The sequence below is a fragment of the Paenibacillus sp. SN-8-1 genome (assembly GCF_050995535.1).
Taxonomy (GTDB): domain Bacteria; phylum Bacillota; class Bacilli; order Paenibacillales; family Paenibacillaceae; genus Fontibacillus.
On sequence record NZ_CP194782.1, the window covers coordinates 241,165 to 263,091 of the forward strand.

The window sequence follows — 21,927 nt, forward strand, 5'->3', positions numbered from 1 at the left end:
TAACTCACACAGGGAAGTTGTCCATTGAGTATTAGTTTAATTACAAATTTGATACAAAGCCACTAGTATGTTTACTGGTGGCTTTTGTTCTTATATGATTAGACTGAAATATCCAATTTTGCCCAAACGTTGAACCTCCTAGTCAGTCAAGGCATGTAGAGTTCGATTATTAACTTGGCGGCAGAATGAACTGTTGCTGATTACGTACCACCGAGAGAAATCGCATGAAGTCGCCCCCTGGATTTCATTTAAGGTGAAGTGATCCAAATTCAACAGATTCTCTGGAGGTTGAAAACCATGAAATCAAACCAAAGTCAGCGAATAACTTATGCGATTTTCGAAAATGATATTCAATTGCCGATCCTGGATATTACGCATCCCCTTTTCAACGCAAGTATTGATGAACAGGCGTATCATTTAAACTGCCTCAAGACAGCTCGTAGTATTGAGACCTTAAAGAAGATGCCGGGTTTTATCCGGAACATCTTTGTGAAAATGTCGAATGTGGATGATTCCTATCTTAGCGGCATGCGTACTTTGCTGTACAAACTTGGCCCCGGGTTAAGCAGGGGGATAAAGTCAGGTCTCCGCGACAAATGGGCGGTGAAGCAGACCTCATTCATGGGTCTGCGAATCAGGCTGAGGGATCTTTGCCGAAGCCAGTCGAACATTTTGCTGCCTCAGCTCAAGCAATTCCCCGAACGGTAACCTTTGCTTCTTCAATATCGCCGGGGGAGCCGCTACCGACAGCATCAACACCTTGTTTCTTATTCAGGAATCGGACCCGGAATTACTCAAGGGGCGGAAGATTGAGATCAATATTTTAGATATCGATACCTACGGCCCTCAATTCGCAAAACGGTGTATCGATGTTTTGAGGCAGCCTGGGGAACGTTTCCATGGTCTGGACATTACCCTCAATACGATTCATTATGATTGGAGTCAACCGGAGGCATTACAAAAGATGAGTTTGGAGCGTTCCGGCTGGATTCAGCTCTGTTCATCGGAAGGTGGGCTTTTTGAGTACGGTTCGGATTCAGCTATCACTGAAAATTTGAACCATTTCTTTGCGAACTCTCCGCCGGATGCCCGGGTCACTGGATCATTAATTTTCGACCGGGCGCATGTGAGTCCGGGATACTTGGGATTTACAGAGTTTATTGGCGTGCAAATTCAGTACCTTGGGCTTGAAGGGTTGCGGCGAATTTTATCCCACACCTCTTGGGTTTTGGAAGAGGCCCATGAAATTGAATCGATTTATCTTTTGTTTTCATTGAAGAAAGCGTAACTTAAGTCAAACTATGCTATATGGAAAGACGACCAGAAACCCGCTCCCGAGCGGGTTCTCACCATTTCATAGGCAGCTTTGCAGAGGATTGTGAGGCTTGAGCACGAAATATACCAGGCTCAGGATAGGATATAACTGCTGCTTTTAGTCAAATAAAAAAATGCCACCTTGGAAGTGTGGCATTTGTTACGGGATTATATTTTATCCATCAGATGGGCAATTTTATTTATAAACTCTTTGTAATTCATGGATATGGTTAGTTCCTTTATGTTTTCCCATTCTGAGAGAATGTTAATAAGGCTCTCGAATACATGGCTGAATAACTTTCTTTCTGTTTTGTTAAAGGCAATCATGATGATGATTTGAACCTTCTCTTCTCCCCACCTCACAGGTCTATCATTGATAATGATACAGATCCCGGTTCTATTGGCATCCATCTTCATAGAGTGGGGCACCGCCACATTGTTGTTGAAGGCCGTTGATGACATCTTCTCCCGTTCCAGGACGGAGTCGCAATAATCTTCTTTTACATACTGTTTTTCATAAAGCTTCTGGGACATGAATTTTATATACTCTTCGGCGTTATCCAAATAGATATTTTTCAGGAATAATCCCTCATCAAAAAACATCTCAAGGTAATTCTTCACGTTTAAAATATTTTTTCGTTCGCTTAGCTTAACGATCAGATTCTGAATTTGTTCGTAATCTTCTTTAGTGATGAACGGATGAACAAACAGTGTAGGGATTTGCAGCAGCTTAACGGGAAGCGTTGTAATGATAAAATCAATCTTATTAATATTTTGCAGATTATCAATTTCTGAAGCGACCTGCATAATCTCAATGACATCCTTGAACTTCGCATCGATTTTTTGAACTAGATTCAATTGCATGCCGTAGTAGTTGGGGCAGACTACAGCACATAACAGCTTGTTTTCCAATTCTTTTTGCCGCTCGAAGAATGATCCGATATGAAAAGAAATAAAAGTGATCTCATCCTCGACAATCGAAATATTCTCCAGTTTCTGTAACTCATTAGATATAAACACGGATATTTCATGAATCAACGGGTAGCTATCTTTAAAGTTATAGGTTAAAGGGTTCTTTGACCACTGATGGTTTCTCGCTCTGAAAACCAAATTTCGGATATGCAGTGTGAATTTGACGATGAACTCATCTTCGGAAAGATCGATAAAATAAGATTCATGTACTTTCTTCAGCAGAGTCTGGACAAGATCGATATAGTGTTTATCCAAAAAGTTGGTTAAATTGTCAGGAGTAAGAGCCTGATAATTCAAAAGGGTCGTTTTGCTTGAAAGCAGAATCATTAAGTAATCTCTTTCGGCTTCATTGAAACGAATTCCATACTGGGTCTCAATCAATTTGGCAATATCTATGGCCGCCTTCATTTCCAAATTGCTTTTCAGGCTTTGGGCATGCAGACTGTGCTCAATCAATTTGTTGTTTTTGATTCGATCCATGGTGATAACCAGATGCAACAGGATGCTGTTAATCGTATATTCATTGATTAAAAGGTTATACTTCTCCAAAACACTCAAAACGTATTGCTTTAATTCGGCGATATTGTACCCCTCAAATATCTCCTGTACATTAACCGTACTTAAAAAATGTGGCGAGGCCTCCTGAGTAATGATGTGGCTCATTAGCTTTCGCTTGTCGGATTCCTCTCCTACCAGGATCAGCTTATCTCCCTTATGTTTCACCTTTAAATGAAAGGGCACAATTAAGTTATTGGTGATGATAATATCATTTTCAATGGTGGAAGTGCTTACAAAAATCTTTTCGGACAAATCGTAAATATCCAGCCCTTCGGTGTTCACAATTAACTCTTTCAGAATCATGTTCATCCGTTTGGCCGGAGTATCTTCGGACGGAAGAGAAGCTGCCCCTTTCCGATTTTGCTGTGTCATTAGCTTATATCCGTTTGGATTGGAAGCAATAATTGGAGTTTCGCTGTTGATCGCACTTACATAATTGCGGATCGTTCTTGTTGAGACTTTAAAATAGTTGGCTAAGGCAGCGGCAGTAACCCAGTCATTCTGAGCCTCAAGATAGTTTAGAAAAGTTGTTAATTTGGCTCTTTTCAACGCTGTCCCTCCCTTAATCCGGTTGCATCTATCAAAGTATTAGTATAACCCAGACTCAAGAATTACGAATTTTTATAAATTTCCTACCCATAGGAAATTTATTTGTTTTGTAAATACATTCGTTATAGTAGTAACCCGCATTGGGCGAGATCATTCCAACTTTCCGGGGGGGTAGGAAAGTTAATTATTAGTTTAGCTTCTTGGAACATGACATACTGGGTTTGTAAAACAAAAGGAGGTCAAACATCATGACAAAAAAAGTTTTGTTGGTTTGCGGGGCTGGAGCATCATCCGGTTTTATGGCGGCAGCTGCACGGAAGGCCGTTAAGAAGACTGGTGAAGATATTGAGTTTAAAGCCAAAAGTGAATCGGAACTTATGGAGAACTTGAACAGTATTGATTTGCTGCTGGTTGCACCGCATTTGAAATATATGATTGAAGATGTAAAAGGCGCATGTGAAGAAGCGGGCGTTAAATACGGCCTGATTCCGCAAAAAGTATACGGAGCGCTGGATGGACAAGGCTTGGTTAAGACGGCCAAGGAACTTTTGGAAGGTGGCAATGCATAATGGAAAAAGTAAATCTCGAGGAACTCGCCTTGGTATCCATGAATGTGATCCTGCATGCCGGAAAGGCACGGGATTATGTCTTTCAAGCCGTAGACAAAGCATCCAAAAGGGAGTTTGACGAAGCTGACCAATTAATGAATGAAGCCAATAACGAAATTGTCACGGCCCATAAAGCTCAAACCAAGACCTTACAAAAAGAGGCTGAAGGTGTCGAATTCCCATTCTCGCCGTTATTCGCTCATGCTCAAGATACGATGATGACTGTGAAATCAGAAATGAACATCATGCGAGAAATAATAAAGCTGTATAAGAGACTATAAGGAGGAGCAAAGATGTTCGAGAAGATGATGTCTTGGATGACAGATGTTTTTGCGCCCAAGGTGAATAAGATGGCAAAGAACCCTTGGGTTGCTTCTGTTCAAAGCTCCATATTAACGGCAATGCCGATGATCTTTATCGGCTCGTTCGCAACAATATTGTCTATTGTTAAAGATTATTGGAAGGGCTTTCCTGACCTTTCGCTGCTTAGTACATTCTCATTCGGACTATTCTCATTATTTCTGGCGTATTTGATCCCTGAAGCTGTCATGAACAACAAGGGTCATAAAGGAATATCCAAACAAGCCGGTCTTGCCGGATTAGCATTCTTTCTAATTCTGGTATTTCCTTCGATTACCGCAGAAGGTCGGATCAGCTTTGATCTCAACACATTCGGTACAGCAGGCATGATTGCCGCTTTGATTGCGGGACTGTTCGTGGGCGTGATCATGAATCTGTTCTCGAAATGGAAATTTATCGGTGAGGACTCTCCGATTCCGGATTTTGTTGCTACTTGGTTTAATACACTAATTCCTATTACATTAATTTTGTTGGTTGGCTGGCTGTTCACATTTGAATTAAATATCAATTTATATGATGTGGTCAATTCTCTCTTTGCGCCGCTCATTCATTTGGGACAAGGTTTCTGGGGATTTGTACTCATCAACTTCCTGGGGTTTGCTTTCTTGTATACGTTCGGGATTTCAAGTTGGGTTCTGTACCCAGTCACAAGTGCCATCGCATTACCTGCCATTGCCCAGAATCAGGCCAACTTTGAGGCAGGCAGGGCCGTTACCAGCATTTTCACGAATGAGGCGGGAGCGCTGTTCCTGATCGGCGGTGGCGGTGCGACACTAGCTCTGGTCATCATGCTTTCATTTATGGCTAAATCACAGCGGTTAAAAATGATAGGTAAAGCTTCCCTGATCCCGGCTATCTTCAATATTAATGAACCGGTCGTGTTTGGTGCACCAATTGTCTTTAATCCAATTTTGATGGTCCCTATGTGGATCAATGGTATCGTAGGGCCGGCGTTAACTTGGCTTGTCATGAAAATCGGGTTCGTGCCGATCCCATATAAGCCGTTTCAACTCTGGTACTTGCCTACGGTGATCCAAGGCTGGATTGTAACTGAATCTGTTCGTGGAATATTGTTCGTCGTTATTTTGTTTGTCATCAGTTGGTTGATTTATTATCCATTCTTCAAGATCTATGATAAGCAGGCAGTTAAGCAGGATATGGAATTATTAGAGGAGGAATAGAACTCATGCGCAAAAATAACTATTCGGCTTTTCCAAAAGACTTCTTATGGGGCGGCGCAGTTGCGGCCAGCCAAGCAGATGGTGCATATACGGAAGATGGTAAGCTGCCCAATTCATCTGATGTCCAGCCCTACCTAAAAGGTTTATCAAATATGGAAATTCAGCAGTTAGAGATGCAGGGTATGACGCTGGAACAAGTGCGAAATAACCTGAAGGATACCACACACTACTATCCTAAACGCTTCGGCATTGATTTCTACCACACTTATGAAAGCGATTTAGAGCTGCTGGCCGAAATGGGCTTCAAGACGTTTAGAACCTCAATTGATTGGTCGAGGGTGTTCCCTAAGGGAGACGAAACCGAGCCTAATGAAGCGGCCTTGGCGCATTATGACAAGATGATTAATAAAATGAAGTCACTTGGAATTGAGCCTATCATCAGCATGCTGCATTACGAGACTCCAATTCACATCACCCTACAGTATGGCGGGTGGAAGAATAAAGCCGTTATCGATATGTTTGAACGTTATGGTAATGTGCTTTTGGACCGTTTTGGAGATCGCGTGAAGTATTGGATCGTTGTAAATCAAATAAATATGATACAAATTGAGCCATTCTTGTCTCTGGGGATTTGCAGTGATCAATATGATTCTACTGACGAAGCGTTATATCAAGCTGTTCATAACCAAATGGTAGCCTCGGCTAAAATTCGCCAGTATGCCAAGACGCTGAAGTATGATCTGCAAATTGGGACGATGATTGCTGACGGAACGGTATATCCTTACACATGCAAGCCTGATGATGTGGTGTTGGCGATGCAGCATAACCGGATGCAGTATCTATTTACAGATGTGCAGCTTCGCGGTGAGTATCCGAAATATGCGCTGAATTACTTCGAGGAACACGGATATCAGTTGGAGATTACGGAAGAAGAACGGCAGCTGTTGAAAGCGAATACAATGGATTATCTGGCGATTTCCTACTACTTCTCTCAAATGGTTGATTCCACTAAGAATGTGAACAAGCCCGATTCTACCAGCGTAAATCCTTATCTAGAAGCTAATCCATGGGGTTGGAACGTTGATCCGCAAGGATTGTATAATACACTTTCTCAATATTGGGACCGCTATCAGAAGCCAATCTTAATTGCTGAAAATGGATTTGGGATGTATGACAAGCTTGAAGACGGCACAGTTCATGATGATTATCGGATATCCTATCTGGGAAGTCATATCGAGCAGGTTGGACGTGCAATTCATGATGGCGCCGATGTGATAGCCTTCTGTGCCTGGGGACCGATCGATATTGTTAGCTGTTCTTCACAGCAAATGTCCAAGCGGTACGGATTCATATATGTCGATCTAGATGATGAAGGCAAGGGGACTGGAGAACGCATCAGAAAAGATAGCTTTTACTGGTATAAACAAGTCATTGCAACCAATGGATCTGAAATTTAAAAGTTTTATAAGTTAAACTTAAGAAGAATTACCAATAGGCAAGAGTGTGAAATGATTCTGAAGAAGCGAAGCGCTCGCCTTTGTGACCGGAGGAACATTTCACACGGCTGCCTTACTTGTAAAACCAATAGTTCAACTTATATAGATAGATTCGTCGTAAGGAGTGAAGTTCTATGCAAAAAACTTACAAGATCACGGACAAAGACGGTATTCACGCCCGTCCGGCCACAGCTCTGGTGAGCACGGTAAATAAGTTCAAATCAGAGGTGTTCGCAGAGTCAAATGGACGTAAAGTCACGATGAAATCGATCCTTGGCGTTCTTTCCTTGGGGCTGGAGCCTGGCGACCTTATCACCATCATTGCGGATGGAGAAGATGCATCCGAGGTAGTGGAGACTTTGGACGAAGTTTTCGCCGCGGAAGGGCTTGGAATCGTTCATGGTTAAATTCAAGGGGGCGGGGGGACGCCCCCGTTTTTTTATTTAGGCTATGTTATATCTTAATGTTGATTTTCAGCCAAAAGAAAAACCGCCCTTTAAGGCGGTTTATTCAGCTAAAGTTCCCCGTTAGAGTTCCATAAAATCGGATGAGTGTCGCATGGTGCTTACTGATGGTGAAGCTCAGAGCTTTTCGGCAGATATAATTAAAAACATGGGTCTTCGCAATTCATCCTTCATTTCAGGAATGTTTTGCAGCATTTCCTCGGAAGGAATTGGTTCTTTCACCGCTCTAATACTGAAACCAGCTTTAATTAAGTTATTCATATAAGTTGAAAACGTTCGGTGATATTTTATCACGTTATCAGTTAGAAAAGATGTATCACGAACCCCCTCATTTTGGTAGGTATCGACCGCCCAATGCATACGATTTCTTTGGTCATCATAGTACCAATCTTGTTCGGCTCGGGAAGTAAAAATTGGATGTTCAACGGAAAATATAAATGCACCTTTAGCTTTTAGGCAACTATATACCTTGTTGCAGATAGCTTCAAAAGACTCAATATAGTGAAAGGCTAATGAACTGATAACCACGTCAAATTGTGCTTCTGAAAAATTGATGTCTTCAATCGGCAATTTGATAAACGTAATCAAAGGGTCATTCGTCAGTTCACGGGCTTTTTGAAGCATTTTCTCGGATATGTCTACTCCGACCACTGAACTTGCTTGCTGCTCACGAGCATATCGGCAATGCCACCCAAAACCGCAACCCAAATCCAGGACACTCTTATTTCGCAAATCTGGTAATAAGGCTTGCAATACATGCCATTCCCCTGCGCCTTCTAGACCTTTCACTGAACGCGGCATTTTTTCATACGACGAATAAAAATTCACATCATCATACTTGTTTTGCTTCATCATTCAGACACCCCTTACATGGTTCGTATTCGATGATAATTATGACACACACTAAATGCAGTTACCAGGTGAAACACTTGTATAATCAAATTCAACCAGCAAAATTAATGCACGAACAATTCAACTAACCTTCCCCGATAGTTCAACAGTAAGCCATCTGTCGAAGTCTGGTGTTCGTATCCTTCACAGAAAACAGGCACGAACATACCAACATATTCTTCTTATTCGCGGTTGTGTTTTCATATTCCTTACTGTCGAGATAGCGGAACCACGCCAGGTAATGCTCCAAATATTTAGTGGCAACCCCATTGAAGCGGTCCATCCATTTTTTAGTCGGCTATGGTAACTGTTAACGTTCTGGATATGGTAAACGCCTTTAACTCGCTGTTTTCCATCGGACTTGAAGCGGTAATGTGCTAATCCCTTTTGATTCGCATAGGAACTGAACGCGCGCCAAGAATCCGTGCAAAGCACGTTGGAACTAGACAGGTGAGAGCCGATTAATTCATCAAGTTTCGTTGTACGATGCGTCCACGTCCAAGGACGCCCGAGAAGGTCATCTTCTGACGGTCTCGGGCTACTAGTACGCAAACTTGGTCGTTGCTGATACCACGGTTCTTAGTTTTACCGCCGCGCTTACGCGGCTTGCGTTCGGTAATATTCCGCTTGCCCTTTTCCGAGTATAGGAAGTAGGTCTCGTCCATTTCGACAATACCTTGGAATGCTTCAGTCGGAACCTGTTTCAACGCAGCGAGAATCTTATGTCGCCAGTAAAACAAGGTCACATACGAAACCTCTTCGTACATCAGTTCGGCGCATTTACGAAGCGAAAATCCTTCAATCATGAGTTCGATAAATCGAACCCACAAATGAGGTCGCCGTGTCCGCTGGAGAGGACTATTCGTAAGGTCATTGAACGTTTGGAGGCATGTTTTGCAACGGTAACGCTGGCGTTTGACCGCTCCCGCGCGTGTATTAATAACGTACTTACCGAAGCGCACGATGGCTCTATTATGACAATACGGGCAGACCAATCCCTCTTTATGCTTTTGCTCTTGAATTTCATCAATCACTCGAATAGGTGCCATACTACCCTTGGTTCCTGACTGCAAAAAGATAATAAGCTGTTGCTTATCCTTATTGTCCAAGCCCTTAGAACGAGTGTTCGAAAACTTCAAATATCAACATTAAGATTTAACATAGCCTTTATTTAAAGACGAGCTCAGCTATTCTCCCAATGTCAAAAAAAACATCGTTCAAGAAGGGTTCTTAAACGATGCTTTGTTAAATAGAGTTCGACGATTTAAATTAAATCATTATTGTGCAAAACGTCTAAATAAAATTCATATGAGGGATTTCCTATGTAACCCTTTTCTGGTGGAACTCCCTTTAGTATGACCAATTCATGCAGTACCTTTTCGCTTAAACCTTGTAAAGTAAATGAAGAAATATACTTCCCATCTGCACTCTCCAGTACTATTTGGAGGAGCCCTCCCTCTTGAATGTCTCTCCAGAGCAACTCAGATTCCGTAATTTCAGAATTTGATATTGGCTCTTTAGCATAATATTGCCGACACTCAGCGTGCATACTCCGTTCATCTTCATTAAAGAGAGTGGAAAGAACTTTGCTATCATTTATCCCATAACACCTTACAATGTTATCAAAGTTAACAAGGGGATCTTTCTTCAAATCGTCAATTACTTCATTATCGATCTCGATGACGTTATATTTGTCTCTAAGTATGGTGTCTGCTTCTTCTAATGAATACCTGAACGGCAGTTTAGATTTCTTAAAAAGTTTATCAAGTTCTTTTCTTTGCATAGGACCCCCTAAGTAAAAAAGTGTCCACCCACTCTGTACTATGTATGATGGGACTTGGATTGATTTTACATCAATTATCCAGATCTTCAAATATTGTACCCTGCAGAATCTCCTCCCACTTCTCCTTCAAAGCTTTCAAATCTTCTACGAAGAACTTAAGTAGATTAGGTCTTCTTCTTACGGCAAGTGGGTGATAGGTGAAGCTTATGGGCGTACTCTGATACTCATACCAGCTGCCTCGTAATTTCTTGACACGGGCATTCTCCTTATCCGGGAATATGGCTTCCACTACGACATTACCAAATCCAAATAATACAAGGGGCTGCTTCTGAAGGAGCTGCAGCAGTAGATGAGGGAGACACGCCGCTCTAGCCTCGGGTTTATTGTAGGCACGCATGGGCCTGCATTTTAGCAAATAGGTGACATAAACATCGTTCTCAACAATCCCGGCCTCTCTCATACCGAATTGGAGTGTCTCGCGGGTACCGCATAGAAAGGAGTTTCCTTCTGGGTCCTCACGAGCTCCGGGATTATCCAGAATCATCATTAGCGGGGCTTTCGGATTTCCTTCTCCCCAGATAACACGATTCCGCTGCTTGGATAGTTCGCAAATTTCACAATGCTCAATACCACCAGGCGCTTGTTCTTCAGGCAAGATTACATAGGGATGCCCCATTGTCTTGTTCGTACAGCTCCTTACTTTCACACATAATGAATCTATTATGCTCACCCCGTACAAAAACTTGCCTTTAAACAAAGTATAAGCGATGGTAACAAAGGCCAATATAGAACCATCTGTTATTCAAGGAGTTCGGCATATGACGTATGGGGAAATTTTATTTCGCACGGCAATGTCTTTCATTGCTCTGCTTGTTCTGACGCGTCTACTCGGTAAAAAACAAGTCGGGCATCTAACATTTTTCAACTATGTTACAGGGATCACCTTCGGCTCTACTACTGCCGAGATTATCGTCACCAGAGAAATTACGCTGCTGCAAGGAATATCCAGCTTGGTCCTATGGTCGCTCATGGCGTTCATCATTGCATGGATCGGATTGCGCTCCGTCAAAGCGCGCGAGATTCTCGACGGCCAGCCTACGATTCTCGTCAAACAAGGAATGATTCTGGAAAAGGCTTTGGCTAAGCAGCATCTCAACATCGACGATTTAAGCATGCTGCTTCGGAACAAGGATATCTTCTCACCGGAAGAAGTTGAGTTCGCAATTCTTGAACCTGACGGTAGGCTCAGTGTGTTGAAGAAAGAGGAACTACTTCCTGCCACAAAGAAAGATATAAAAGCAGCCACTATGCCTGTTCACAAAATCCCGACTGAGCTTATCGTTGATGGCACAATCGTGGAGAAAAATCTCGCGAAAATGGATGTTTCCGCTGTCTGGCTGGGCAAACAATTAAAGAAAGAGGGCATTGATTCTGTAGACCAAGTGTTCTACGCAGAGCTCCAATTGGATGGGACGTTGTATATCGACAAGTACCGGGATTCGATCCAATAAAATAGTTCCCAATAGACCCGGTTTCTGTTGAAGAGACCCTTGGAGCTATTGCCAAAGGAGAAGACATGATCCCATTAATCGGGGCCAGTGGCAGGCTCCTATTTGTATTTCACCGCATGACTGTGTTCAGAAAAAATATAAGTATAGGCATTTGGAGCAGTAACAAGAGCGGAGCCCAATTCATATGTTGGCATAAAGTGACATTGGGGGGAAGATGATGAACGATTTCAAAAATGATTTGGCGAAATTGAATGTTTCCAACATTAAGGCGAGTGAGATGACTCCTTGGAACGCTCAAAACGATCAATCTGCCCGGTTATGTATCTTCAGTTGTTTCAGATGCTTTAATTGTTTTAATTGCTTCAACTGCTTCAACTGTTTTAACTGCTCAAATTGTTTCAACTGCTCCAATTGCTCCAATTGCCATAACTGTCACAACTGTCATAACTGTCATCGTGGAGGACGGTAGGCCTACGGACACCGTGGCTGCCTAAGAGGAACGACCATTTTGATTTTCATGAGCACCCCTAAATAGATTAGAAGAGCCTTGGGTAAATCTAATCTAATTTAAGGGTGTTTTGTGTTGGAAACGACATGGCAGAGCTAGACGCTACAGTCATGAGGGACAAATAGCGGTACATAAGATGATTTGTGAAGTATTGGGGCAGATGAAGAGCAGCTTGCTTACGAGGAGGAATAGAATGACCAATTTGAATCCTTCCATGCGTCTAAAGGTGAAGAGAGATACATTTGTTCTCCCTGATCAGGACGGTGTGTATTTTCGAAACAATGTAAGCTCGTTCCACATGGAGGGTGAGGCGATCGATCGGTGGATTGAAATGCTGATACCCATATTCAATGGGGAGCACAGATTGGGGGATTTGACAGACGGATTGCCGGACCAGCACCGGAACCAGGTGTATGAAATTGCGGCAGTGTTGTATCGTAACGGCTTTGCCCGGGATGTGAGCCGCGATGCTCCACATCAATTGCCGGAAGAAGTGCTCACCAAGTATGCTTCTCAAATTGAATTTTTGGATCATTTCGGTGATTCGGGTGCGTATCGGTTTCAGTCCTATCGCCAGACCAAAGTATTGGTGGTCGGTTCGGGTCCATTCTTGATTTCTGCGATTTCTGCACTGCTTGACTCCGGATTGCCCAAGTTTCATGTACTGGTCTCGGGTACAGATGCGACGGATCGTCAGCGGTTGGCGGAACTGGTGGCACATGCGCGTATAGCGGATTCCGAGGTGGCAGTAGAGGAGGTTGCCTTGCAGCAGGAGGGAGAGGGCTGCTGGCAGGAGGCTGTGAGACCATTTGATTCGATTATATTTGTGTCACGGGAGGGTGAGACCAAGGAACTTCGGGTTCTTCATGCGGCTTGCCAGGAGGAGCGGAAATTGTTTCTTTCTGCTATATGCTTGCAACAAGCTGGTCTGGCAGGCCCCCTAGTGTATCCAGATGCTGAAGGGTGCTGGGAGTCAGCATGGCGCCGTATACACCAATCTGAGATTACTAAAGACCCGCAAGTGCACACCTTTTCTTCTACAGCGGGAGCGATGCTCTCCAATGTGATGGTGTTTGAATTATTTAAAAAGATTACGGGAGCGGACGATTCGGAACAGAATCATCGGTTTTTCCTGCTAAATCTGGAGACTTTGGAAGGAGAGTGGCATTCGTTCCTGCCTCATCCGCTTGTGACCGGACTTCGCGCACCTGAATGGATTCATGATTTTGATCCTCAGCTCGAACAGAGACCAAGCATTAGCGAGGACGGGTTAATTCCTTATTTCAGCCGATTGACCTCGGCGGAGTCAGGGATTTTTCATGTTTGGGAGGAGGGCGATTTAACGCAGCTGCCTCTCTCTCAGTGTCGTGTTCAGGCTACTGATCCGCTATCGGAGGGGCCCGCTGGGCTGCTGCCGGATATGATTTGTACCGATCTGACGCATGAGCAGGCGCGGCGGGAAGCAGGGCTGGCCGGGATTGAAGCCTATGTGTCGCGAATGGCCGGTTTGCTTGTGCCGATGCTTCCTCCCCATCCAGGGGAAGAGGCTGGCAGGATAGAACCGGAGGAATTCATCGGGATTGGAGCGGGAGAGACGGCCTCGGAAGGCATTTGCCGAGGGCTGCAAAGGTGTTTGGAGGAAGTATTACTCAAGCAACAGGCGTCTCAGTTGCCGCTCATCTCTCGGGTACAGTTAGGTACGGTAGAAGATGAACACTGCCTTTTTTATACGCAGGCGTTGACGACAATGAAGGGAGAGCCGGTAATCGCCTTGGGAGAGGAAGTATATGGATTTCCGGTGGTGTGGGTCCGAACGAGTGATTGCTGGTATTGCAGTATAGGCTTAAATGAGACTATGGCTTTGCGAAAGGCATTACAACAGGCTCTTCAGGATGCACAAAACCAACCAGTTGGCTTCGTATCGCAACAAGCATGGGCGTTCTCATCCGTGCGTTTGGAGAATCAGGAGCCTTTAATTCTCGAGATCCCAGCATGCGAAGCAGCGTCACAACCAGAGGTTCTACAATCCGCCTTGCAAATTTTGAATCGAAGCCATAAGAGGCTCTTGGTGCTCGATATGGCGGTAGAACCGTTCTTGAAAGAGGAATTGGCAGGGGTATTTGGTGTAGTGCTGCGAGAGGAGGGATCCCGGTGAGCGCTACCGTTGGGATTGTTGGAGAAGGGGTGCTGGCGGACTGTGTGAGTGGAGAACTATCCACCCAATTTGAGGTGGTTCGTCAGAGCGATTTCGAGGCAGGAGTACCGGGAGCGGTGGATTTGGTTCTGTTGTTGGACGATGCGTGGAACCCTTATATTCATCAACAGGCCGAAGAGCTGCTGAGGCCAGTCGGCATCCCCTGGCTGCGTGGCTTCGTCTCATTTGGCGAGGGTGTGATCGGACCTCTGGTTCGTCCGGGCACACAAGGGTGCTCCCAGTGTGCGGACACGCGGCGCCTCATGGCGGGACGTGATCGCAAAGAGATGCGGGAGCTGCAGATGAGACTGGTGACAAGAGGGGGGGTAGAGCGTGATGCATGGGCATCACGTACAGGACTTTTGCAGGTCGCTCATTTGCTGGTAGAAGAGACACGAATAGAGTTGCAAGGCCAGCGGGTTCAATCGGCAGGGAAGATGTTTTTGATTAACTTGAAGACCCTGGAGAGCACACTTCATCTTATTCTTCCTGACCCGCTCTGTCCGGTGTGTAGTCAATTGGTTGACGATTCATCGACAGCAGCCCATATCTCGCTGCAACCAAGTCCGAAGATTAGCGCAGACAGCTACCGCTGCCGCCGGGTCGATGAGCTCAGTGAATTTCTGACCCGAGACTATATGGATTTCCGGACTGGCTTTGTGAATGGAAAGATGGTTAACCTTAAGTCAACATTTGCTGACGTGAGTGTGAATCTGCCGTTGTTCTCAGAGGACGTGGGAACGGCAGGCCGGACTCATTCCTATGCGGTGAGTGAATTGACCGCTATATTGGAAGGGCTGGAGCGGTACTGTGGTTTGGCACCCCGAAGCAGACGGACGGTAGTCCGTGATAGCTTCCGCAACCTGAAAGATCAAGCACTTAACCCAGTTAAAGTAGGAGTGCATACCGAGGAACAATATGCCCAGCCGGGGGCCCCGTTCACAACGTTTGATCCCGATCAATCGATCAATTGGGTATGGGGCTATTCGTTTTTACAAGAGCGTCCGATTCTAGTTCCGGAGCAGCTCGCCTATTACAGCATGGGCTGTGGGCACAACTTTGTGTTTGAGACTTCCAACGGGTGCGCATTGGGCGGAAGTTTGGAGGAAGCTATTTTTTACGGCATATTGGAAGTGGTGGAGCGAGATTCGTTCTTGATGACTTGGTATGCGCAGCTGTCTCTCCCGCGCCTTGACCTCCAATCCGCTAATGACCAGGAATTGCGATTGATGATCGACCGCTTACAAGCAGTGGCGGGGTTTGATGTGCATTTTTTTAACTCGACGATGGAGAATGGGATTCCAAGTGTATGGGGGATCGCGAAGAACAGGAAGCAGACAGGAGTGAATCTCATCTGTACGGCTGGAGCTCATCCAGACCCGGTAAGGGCCGTGAAAAGTGCAGTACACGAGTTAGCCGGCATGGTGCAGTCGCTTGACGATAAATTGGATGCGAACCGGGAGACGTATGTTCGAATGTTCCATGATTCATCCCTGGTGCAGCAGATGGAGGATCATTCACTGCTTTACGGATTGCCGCAAGCAGAGGAGCGCCTGCAATTTCTGCTGGATGACAATCGCCCGCTGCGAACGTTTGAAGAGGAATTCAAGCGGGGGGCGAGGCATGCCGATTTAACGGATGATCTGAGGGACATTCTTAAGGCATTCCAACGACTGAATCTCGATGTGATCGTAGTGGATGTGACAGCGCCGGAAATCATGCGAAATGGACTGCACTGCGTGAAGGTGCTGATCCCCGGGATGCTGCCGATGACATTCGGACATCAATTTACCCGTCTAGCAGGGCTGGAGCGGGTGCTCCGGGTACCTGTGGAACTCGGGTATGCGGAGAAGCCGCTAAGAATGGAGGATCTCAATCCATATCCGCACCCATTTCCATAAGTATGCAAGCGAGGCGTGGTGGACCACTCCCGTTCATATAAGGAGGGCCAAGGATGAGTCTGGAAGCGTTTCTGCATAATCTGCATTTTGACATTGATAAGACCAAACCGCCGGACTTGGTGGTGGATTGGGAGGATGGACCCCTAGCATATAAGCTCTATCGCGGTGTGCCTGTGGTTCCGTTATCCTCGGAAATACCGCTGACGCTTGAAGGTGTTGAAGCTCCAGTGAAGCCTGACCTTCTCCGAGTAGGGCATTTCCTCTGGTACGTATTCGGGCTCACTCAACTGTCCCAGGCCGTTCTTGCCTCGAATTCCATGGTGCCAACCATGGGCCTGCTGCAGCTGTACCGGCGGTTTGCTCCCTCGGGGGGAGCGTTATATCCGAATGAATTATACGTGTATCTGAAAATAGAGGATTTGCCCGCAGGGGTCTATCATTATGATGTGGCACACCACCGTTTAGCGCTGCTGCGTGAAGGCAATTTTGATTCATATTTAGCCAGGGCTCTGGGTAATCGCTGTGACACTTCGGCATGCTTTGGTATTGTTTTTGTATCGACTATGTTCTGGAAGAACTTCTTTAAATACAATAACTTCTCCTATCGCCTGCAAGGGCTGGATGCCGGTGCACTGATTGGGCAGCTCTTGGAAGTGGCGAAGCGGTTTGGCTTTGCATCGGGGGTGTACTTCCAGTTTCTTGATCGGGCCGTGAATGGTCTTCTTGGGATATCCGAACAAGAGGAGAGTGTGTATGCGGTGATTCCGTTGTCGGTGGAGCCAGAGGTCTCTTGGCGTGACTATAGGAATGAGGGAGGCGGGAGTATCTCCGCTGCCGAATTATGCCGGGAGCTGCCGGCGGTTCAGCATAATCATTACGTCCGGTCCCGGAGGGTTAAGGAATTTCCGCTGTTAATCAGAATGAACGAGGTTTCCCTACTCGAAACACTTCCGTCGGCAGCACCAATTAGGAAAGAGAAGATGGTTCATTACGAGGGTCAGGTGGTGGCTCTTCCCTATGTGAAGCATTTATCGTATGATCTTGCGTTCGTAAGCCGAAGACGGTATTCCCCGGACAGTGATTTTAGGATGAGCAAGGTAAGCCAAGAGCAGCTGGCCTTACTACTGTGGGAGACTACGGCTTCCTTCAGGTATTGGAGTGATCTGGATGCAGACCATGAGAACTCTGATTCTCGCGTCTCCCTGTACGTATGTCTGTATAACGTTGAGGGTATTCCAGAAGGTGCTTACTATTATGACAGTGCTGCTCATGCGTTACGATTGATACGTCTCGGGGATCACCGCCTGCAGCTGCAGCAAGGAATGCCTTCCGATAATGTGAACCTGTTCCAAGTACCGCTAATCTTTCATATTACGGGGGACAAGGATCATCTTGTAACAGCGATGGGGTATAGGGGATACCGTATTCAACAAATGGAAGCAGGGATGCTTGTACAGCGTTTGCTGCTAGCTGCATCAGCGATTGGACTTGGGGGGCATCCGCTCCTCGGATTTGATGCGAGGTTATGTGATGAGATCTACAAGATGACTTCGCAAGGATTAACGAGCCTGATCCAAGTCCCGGTAGGGCCCTATCGTCATAGCCCCCGTTTAACGGGGGGATTGCATGGCTAGAAGAGCATGGCTAGATAAGTATCGGTAAAGCTTCTGTGAGCGGGTTTTGCATTGTACGTATGAGATTCGGAGTTCACCTATTCCAGTCTCGAGCACCTGTATTTCACTAATTAAGCAGCCAGTCACCGATTGATTAGCGGCGACTGGCTGCTTAAACGTTCTTATTGAAGAGTTACATTGTGCGTTTCCTATTTAAATGAGTTGTTTTCGAAATGCTATACAGAGTGAGACCACTTGATGCGACACGTCTAATTATCCATTCAGCGAATATCAGATTGGGAATCCAGCATAGCCAAGCAATGGCACGGTAATATACATAGAAATCATCGAATCCAAATAGGAGCATGCATACTGGCAAGTAGATGCGAAGTGTTACGGCTGCAAGCGTTAGGGCATAGTTGCGGAGCATCCAGTTCTTATGGTTATGCAGATCTTGCTCAACGACAATTGCGCGAAGACCCTTGATCACAGTATAGAGCCAGGATAGGGAAAGAAGTAGAAATCCAACGGTAGAGATCCATCCTCCGGTAGCGTTGAACGCAATAAATAGTCCGGCTCCACCAGAAAAAATTACGCAGCCACTATAGATCTTGCCGAGTGTTCGGTGCAGGCTGCTGTATTTCTTTCGGATGGATTCGATAAATTGGATCCAACCGATAGAAATGGCGATGATCCCTGTTGCAATGTGAAGGTAAAGAACGAAGTAATAGAGATCAGATAATTTTAGATGCTGGGTATTGACTTTGTCCTGAATAAGGCCTGATGAGGTTACCCCGAATACAAAGTATTGCACACCTAAATATATGGCTACCCCTAAGGCAAGAAACGCGATAACTCCGCCCCATACCCGTTTTGTGCGCTGCTGGAACATGAATTCCCTCCTAATCATGAGAAAAATGGATACCCTGTTATTCTACATAAATTTGCTAATGAATCAGTTGGGCTGTAGATGGATTTATGGATCGGTCGGAGGGCTGACTAGGGCGTTCTCTAATGGGATCTTGAGTATACAACCTTGCCTGGGTTCTTCCTTTTTTTGAAGCAGCACATGCCTTCCAGCCTTCAACAAATTACAACAAGAGTAGCTTAGATGCGTTAGGATGGTAATCAAACAAACCCAAGGAAGGCGGGCTTCCTTGGGTTTGTTATATATAAGTTATATTTTTGTTATGTCGGTTCCTTTTTGTCAATAGTTCCCTTTTCTTTAAGTGCTTCTGTAATCCATAATTCAAACTCCGTTTGTTCTGAACGGGTTTCGAACTTCTGAAAAAAATATGGAATATCAAGCTCCTCATAATACATAAGCAGCATCCGATAACCCCACTCGCGGGATTCGCCTGAACTCCAATGGACAGCAGCTCTTAAACGATCTAATATGATATCTTCAATGCCGATAACAAATACTTTTCTCTCACCAATAGGAACCTCAGTTACTTTCTCGTAGTCTCCAGCCAAGAAGTTTGATGGGATTTCAATTGAAACCCCTAGAGCCGCATGGACCCAATCCTTGCCTACTTTAGTAAATCCGATCTGATTCAGCAGATCGTTAGCTAATTCATAACCATCCATGACAAGATCAATATCTTGTGTTGTATATCCACTTAAAGTGTAAATTTCCACAGAAAGGCCACCCACGATAATGGGCCTGACGCCGTGGGGTAATAAGAGTTCGGTTAAAATTGCTGCCGTATGGAGCATCCTATCAAACTTATCTTTCTGAAAGAGCTGCTCAAGTGCTTGTTTAGCGTCTTGAATATTGTTCAACAAGCAGCACCCTGCTTTCTTTGTTGTACTGAATGATGCCTGACTTCATAGCACTGCGCAGGGTGGAACGGGCAATATAATTTAGTGCCTTTTGTTCGTCAGCTGATCTGTTCTGAATTCGTGACATCTCCCATCCGGTCTCCCTGGAATGATCACGAAACTTGGCGACGGCAAGATGAATGAATGCTCCGTTCGCTGATACTTTGGATTGAACATCTTGAAGTGTCATTTTTCTCATCGTCTTTGCCCTCCCTTTATGACTATAATATCCATTATATACGGGAGAAACTTATTTAACCATAGACATCGGGGTGTGGAAACACCAGTGAGAGGGCTCCATCTGCAAGACACGTTGATCCTAAAATATGTTTATCATGTTGATCTTTACTACATATTGATATGTGGCATAATGATTGAATTACCAATAGGCAATTTAACTACAGTAAGGATGATTTAAAGATGAGAATTTTGTTAGTTGAAGATGATAGAACAATCGCGTCCGGTTTGGAATATTCACTTCAGCAGGATCATTTCTCTACCGTTCTCTGTTATAATGCTGCTTCTGCCAGTAAAGTGCTGGCTGACGGGATAGATCAATTCGATTTATGTCTATTTGATTTATCGCTTCCGGATGGAAGCGGTTATGATCTGTGCCGAATGGTCAAGGAGCGGAGCGATATTCCAGTCATTTTCTTAACGGCAATCGATGATGAGGTTAACGTGGTGATGGGGCTTGATATGGGAGCTGACGATTATATTACCAAGCCATTCCGGATACGGGAGCTTCTATCGCGGATTAAGTCTGTCTTGCGGAGATACCATAAGCCGTCCCAGACCAAAGCAATCATTGAGATGGACAATGTCCGCATTCATACGCTGGAAGGAAAGGTCTATAAGAACGGCGCTGAAATTGCGTTGACCGCTCTGGAGTACCGCTTATTATTGATCTTTGGCAGTCATATGGGGCAGGTTCTCACGCGAAATCAGCTGTTGGAGCAGATTTGGGATGTGGCAGGCGACTTCGTGAACGACAACACATTAACGGTCTATATCAAGCGGCTTAGGGACAAGCTGGAGGATGATCCGCAGCAGCCCGCAATGATCAAGACGGTACGGGGTTTAGGATATAAGGTGGGTGATTAGATGCTGCGCAATCGGGAGATTCGGATTTTATTGTTCGTTCTAGGCTCGATCAGCTTGGCGGCGGTTGCTGCGGCTTCCTGCATTTCGCTTGCTGCTGCGGGGCTTGTGCTTGTGATGTCTCTTCTGCTTATTGGCAGCTTTCTGATATTCACAGGCTGGAGATACCGCGAGCTGGAGAAGCTGTCCGACTATTTGCGGCAAATTAGCCGCGGCAACTATTCCCTGGACGTTCGTGATAATCAAGAAGGCGAGCTTAGTATCCTGAAGAATGATATTTATAAAATGACGCTCATGCTGTCGGAGCAGCGTTCGCTTCTGCAGCGGGACAAAATTAAACTGACCGATGCCGTCTCGGACATCTCTCATCAACTCAAAACTCCGCTAACCTCGATGACGGTCATGGCGGATTTGCTTAGCAGCCCTGATCTGCCGCCAGTCAAAAGAACGGAGTTCACTCATAATCTGCGTATCCAGCTTGAGCGCATCGACTGGCTGGTCTCCTCCTTGTTAAAGCTCTCCAAAATCGACGCTCAGACCATCCAATTCAAGCGAGATCACATTCCCGTGAAGAGGCTTATCCATAAGGCTTTGGAGCCGGTTCTAATTCCGATGGACATTAAGGAACAGACGGTTTCGGTTACGGGCGATGACTATGCCTCTTTTGTGGGCGACTTCAATTGGACGGCTGAAGCGGTGATCAATATTTTGAAGAATGCTGTGGAGCACACAGATCAAGGCGGGACCATAGCCATTACTTTCTCGGAAAATGCGCTATACACGGAAATTGTGATCGCCGACAACGGAAAAGGCATTCCAAAGGAGGACCTGCCTTATATTTTCAAACGTTTCTACAAGGGCAAGAACGCTGGCGAGGGGAGCATCGGCATTGGTCTTGCGATGGCCCACAGCATTATTGCAGGTCAGAACGGCGTCATCGATGTGACGAGCAGCAGCGAACAGGGGACGGAGTTCCGGATTAAGCTGTATAAACAAGTCATTTAACCAACCGTAAGTGACTAAACTGTCACCTTCAGAGTCACCTGAGAGTCATGTTAGACAGATACAATGATATTCATCAGATGAACGATGGAGGTTT

The 21,927-nt window shown here is 45.3% G+C and carries 21 protein-coding genes and 1 pseudogene; 14 read left to right on the forward strand and 8 right to left on the reverse strand.

All coding sequences use genetic code 11. The annotated features are described in order from the left end of the window. The first annotated feature begins 297 nt into the window (after window positions 1-297). Window positions 298-708 carry a hypothetical protein gene (locus tag ACRRNK_RS01300; protein ID WP_433945034.1) on the forward strand — a complete coding sequence of 137 codons (411 nt, stop codon included), beginning with the start codon at window positions 298-300 and terminating at the stop codon, window positions 706-708. Between the two features lie 52 nt (window positions 709-760). Further along, window positions 761-1,288, forward strand: coding sequence for a hypothetical protein (locus ACRRNK_RS01305; protein ID WP_433945035.1), 528 nt, complete (start codon window positions 761-763; stop codon window positions 1,286-1,288). 194 nt (window positions 1,289-1,482) lie between these two features. Here ACRRNK_RS01305 and ACRRNK_RS01310 read toward each other — a convergent pair whose 3' ends face one another. Continuing rightward, complete coding sequence (locus tag ACRRNK_RS01310; protein WP_433945036.1) at window positions 1,483-3,393, reverse strand: BglG family transcription antiterminator; 1,911 nt, start codon at window positions 3,391-3,393, stop codon at window positions 1,483-1,485. Window positions 3,394-3,641: 248 nt separating this feature from the next. Here ACRRNK_RS01310 and ACRRNK_RS01315 point away from each other — a divergent pair, with 248 nt between their 5' ends. The 5 genes from ACRRNK_RS01315 to ACRRNK_RS01335 all read left to right on the forward strand — a co-directional run bounded on the left by ACRRNK_RS01315 (window position 3,642) and on the right by ACRRNK_RS01335 (window position 7,445). Further along, on the forward strand, window positions 3,642-3,962 hold the full coding sequence (locus ACRRNK_RS01315; RefSeq protein WP_433945037.1) for a PTS sugar transporter subunit IIB: 321 nt from the start codon (window positions 3,642-3,644) through the stop codon (window positions 3,960-3,962). Next, a complete protein-coding gene (locus tag ACRRNK_RS01320; protein ID WP_433945038.1) occupies window positions 3,962-4,282 on the forward strand; it encodes a PTS lactose/cellobiose transporter subunit IIA in 321 nt (106 codons plus the stop codon). Before ACRRNK_RS01315 ends, ACRRNK_RS01320 begins: the two co-directional genes overlap by 1 nt. A gap of 12 nt (window positions 4,283-4,294) precedes the next feature. Then, a complete protein-coding gene (locus ACRRNK_RS01325) occupies window positions 4,295-5,542 on the forward strand; it encodes a PTS sugar transporter subunit IIC (RefSeq protein WP_433945039.1) in 1,248 nt (415 codons plus the stop codon). A gap of 5 nt (window positions 5,543-5,547) precedes the next feature. Beyond that, on the forward strand, window positions 5,548-6,999 hold the full coding sequence (locus ACRRNK_RS01330; RefSeq protein ID WP_433945040.1) for a glycoside hydrolase family 1 protein: 1,452 nt from the start codon (window positions 5,548-5,550) through the stop codon (window positions 6,997-6,999). Between the two features lie 173 nt (window positions 7,000-7,172). Next, window positions 7,173-7,445: an HPr family phosphocarrier protein gene (locus ACRRNK_RS01335; protein WP_433945041.1), complete on the forward strand. Its 273-nt coding sequence runs from the start codon at window positions 7,173-7,175 to the stop codon at window positions 7,443-7,445. A gap of 174 nt (window positions 7,446-7,619) precedes the next feature. Here the strand turns inward: ACRRNK_RS01335 and ACRRNK_RS01340 are convergent, their stop codons facing one another. The 4 genes and pseudogenes from ACRRNK_RS01340 to ACRRNK_RS01355 all read right to left on the reverse strand — a co-directional run bounded on the left by ACRRNK_RS01340 (window position 7,620) and on the right by ACRRNK_RS01355 (window position 10,852). Beyond that, on the reverse strand, window positions 7,620-8,354 hold the full coding sequence (locus ACRRNK_RS01340) for a class I SAM-dependent methyltransferase (RefSeq protein ID WP_433946762.1): 735 nt from the start codon (window positions 8,352-8,354) through the stop codon (window positions 7,620-7,622). Window positions 8,355-8,496: 142 nt separating this feature from the next. Continuing rightward, window positions 8,497-9,532: pseudogene (locus ACRRNK_RS01345) on the reverse strand (IS1595 family transposase). Window positions 9,533-9,657: 125 nt separating this feature from the next. Next, the gene (locus ACRRNK_RS01350; RefSeq protein WP_433945042.1) at window positions 9,658-10,176 is read right to left on the reverse strand and encodes a hypothetical protein; all 519 of its coding nucleotides are present in this window, start codon (window positions 10,174-10,176) and stop codon (window positions 9,658-9,660) included. A gap of 70 nt (window positions 10,177-10,246) precedes the next feature. After that, window positions 10,247-10,852, reverse strand: a complete 606-nt coding sequence (locus ACRRNK_RS01355) for a uracil-DNA glycosylase (RefSeq protein ID WP_433946763.1) — start codon at window positions 10,850-10,852, stop codon at window positions 10,247-10,249. Between the two features lie 142 nt (window positions 10,853-10,994). Here ACRRNK_RS01355 and ACRRNK_RS01360 point away from each other — a divergent pair, with 142 nt between their 5' ends. The 5 genes from ACRRNK_RS01360 to ACRRNK_RS01380 all read left to right on the forward strand — a co-directional run bounded on the left by ACRRNK_RS01360 (window position 10,995) and on the right by ACRRNK_RS01380 (window position 17,924). Next, on the forward strand, window positions 10,995-11,687 hold the full coding sequence (locus ACRRNK_RS01360; RefSeq protein ID WP_433945043.1) for a YetF domain-containing protein: 693 nt from the start codon (window positions 10,995-10,997) through the stop codon (window positions 11,685-11,687). A 217-nt stretch (window positions 11,688-11,904) separates the two neighbouring features. Beyond that, on the forward strand, window positions 11,905-12,156 hold the full coding sequence (locus ACRRNK_RS01365) for a heterocycloanthracin/sonorensin family bacteriocin (protein WP_433946764.1): 252 nt from the start codon (window positions 11,905-11,907) through the stop codon (window positions 12,154-12,156). A gap of 232 nt (window positions 12,157-12,388) precedes the next feature. Then, window positions 12,389-14,350: a putative thiazole-containing bacteriocin maturation protein gene (locus tag ACRRNK_RS01370; protein WP_433945044.1), complete on the forward strand. Its 1,962-nt coding sequence runs from the start codon at window positions 12,389-12,391 to the stop codon at window positions 14,348-14,350. Beyond that, window positions 14,347-16,290 carry a TOMM precursor leader peptide-binding protein gene (locus ACRRNK_RS01375; RefSeq protein ID WP_433945045.1) on the forward strand — a complete coding sequence of 648 codons (1,944 nt, stop codon included), beginning with the start codon at window positions 14,347-14,349 and terminating at the stop codon, window positions 16,288-16,290. Before ACRRNK_RS01370 ends, ACRRNK_RS01375 begins: the two co-directional genes overlap by 4 nt. Window positions 16,291-16,343: 53 nt before the next feature. Further along, window positions 16,344-17,924, forward strand: coding sequence for a SagB family peptide dehydrogenase (locus ACRRNK_RS01380; protein ID WP_433945046.1), 1,581 nt, complete (start codon window positions 16,344-16,346; stop codon window positions 17,922-17,924). A 172-nt stretch (window positions 17,925-18,096) separates the two neighbouring features. Here the strand turns inward: ACRRNK_RS01380 and ACRRNK_RS01385 are convergent, their stop codons facing one another. From ACRRNK_RS01385 to ACRRNK_RS01395, 3 genes are all read right to left on the reverse strand, one after another. Beyond that, complete coding sequence (locus ACRRNK_RS01385; RefSeq protein WP_433945047.1) at window positions 18,097-18,795, reverse strand: DUF2306 domain-containing protein; 699 nt, start codon at window positions 18,793-18,795, stop codon at window positions 18,097-18,099. A gap of 296 nt (window positions 18,796-19,091) precedes the next feature. Beyond that, window positions 19,092-19,688 (reverse strand): DUF6036 family nucleotidyltransferase, encoded by a 597-nt coding sequence (locus ACRRNK_RS01390; RefSeq protein WP_433945048.1) that lies wholly within the window; start codon window positions 19,686-19,688, stop codon window positions 19,092-19,094. Further along, window positions 19,666-19,926: a hypothetical protein gene (locus tag ACRRNK_RS01395; RefSeq protein ID WP_433945049.1), complete on the reverse strand. Its 261-nt coding sequence runs from the start codon at window positions 19,924-19,926 to the stop codon at window positions 19,666-19,668. Before ACRRNK_RS01395 ends, ACRRNK_RS01390 begins: the two co-directional genes overlap by 23 nt. A gap of 221 nt (window positions 19,927-20,147) precedes the next feature. Here ACRRNK_RS01395 and ACRRNK_RS01400 point away from each other — a divergent pair, with 221 nt between their 5' ends. Next, the gene (locus tag ACRRNK_RS01400; protein ID WP_433945050.1) at window positions 20,148-20,831 is read left to right on the forward strand and encodes a response regulator transcription factor; all 684 of its coding nucleotides are present in this window, start codon (window positions 20,148-20,150) and stop codon (window positions 20,829-20,831) included. Then, a complete protein-coding gene (locus ACRRNK_RS01405) occupies window positions 20,832-21,833 on the forward strand; it encodes a sensor histidine kinase (protein ID WP_433945051.1) in 1,002 nt (333 codons plus the stop codon). It abuts the gene before it with no gap. Window positions 21,834-21,927: the final 94 nt, after the last annotated feature.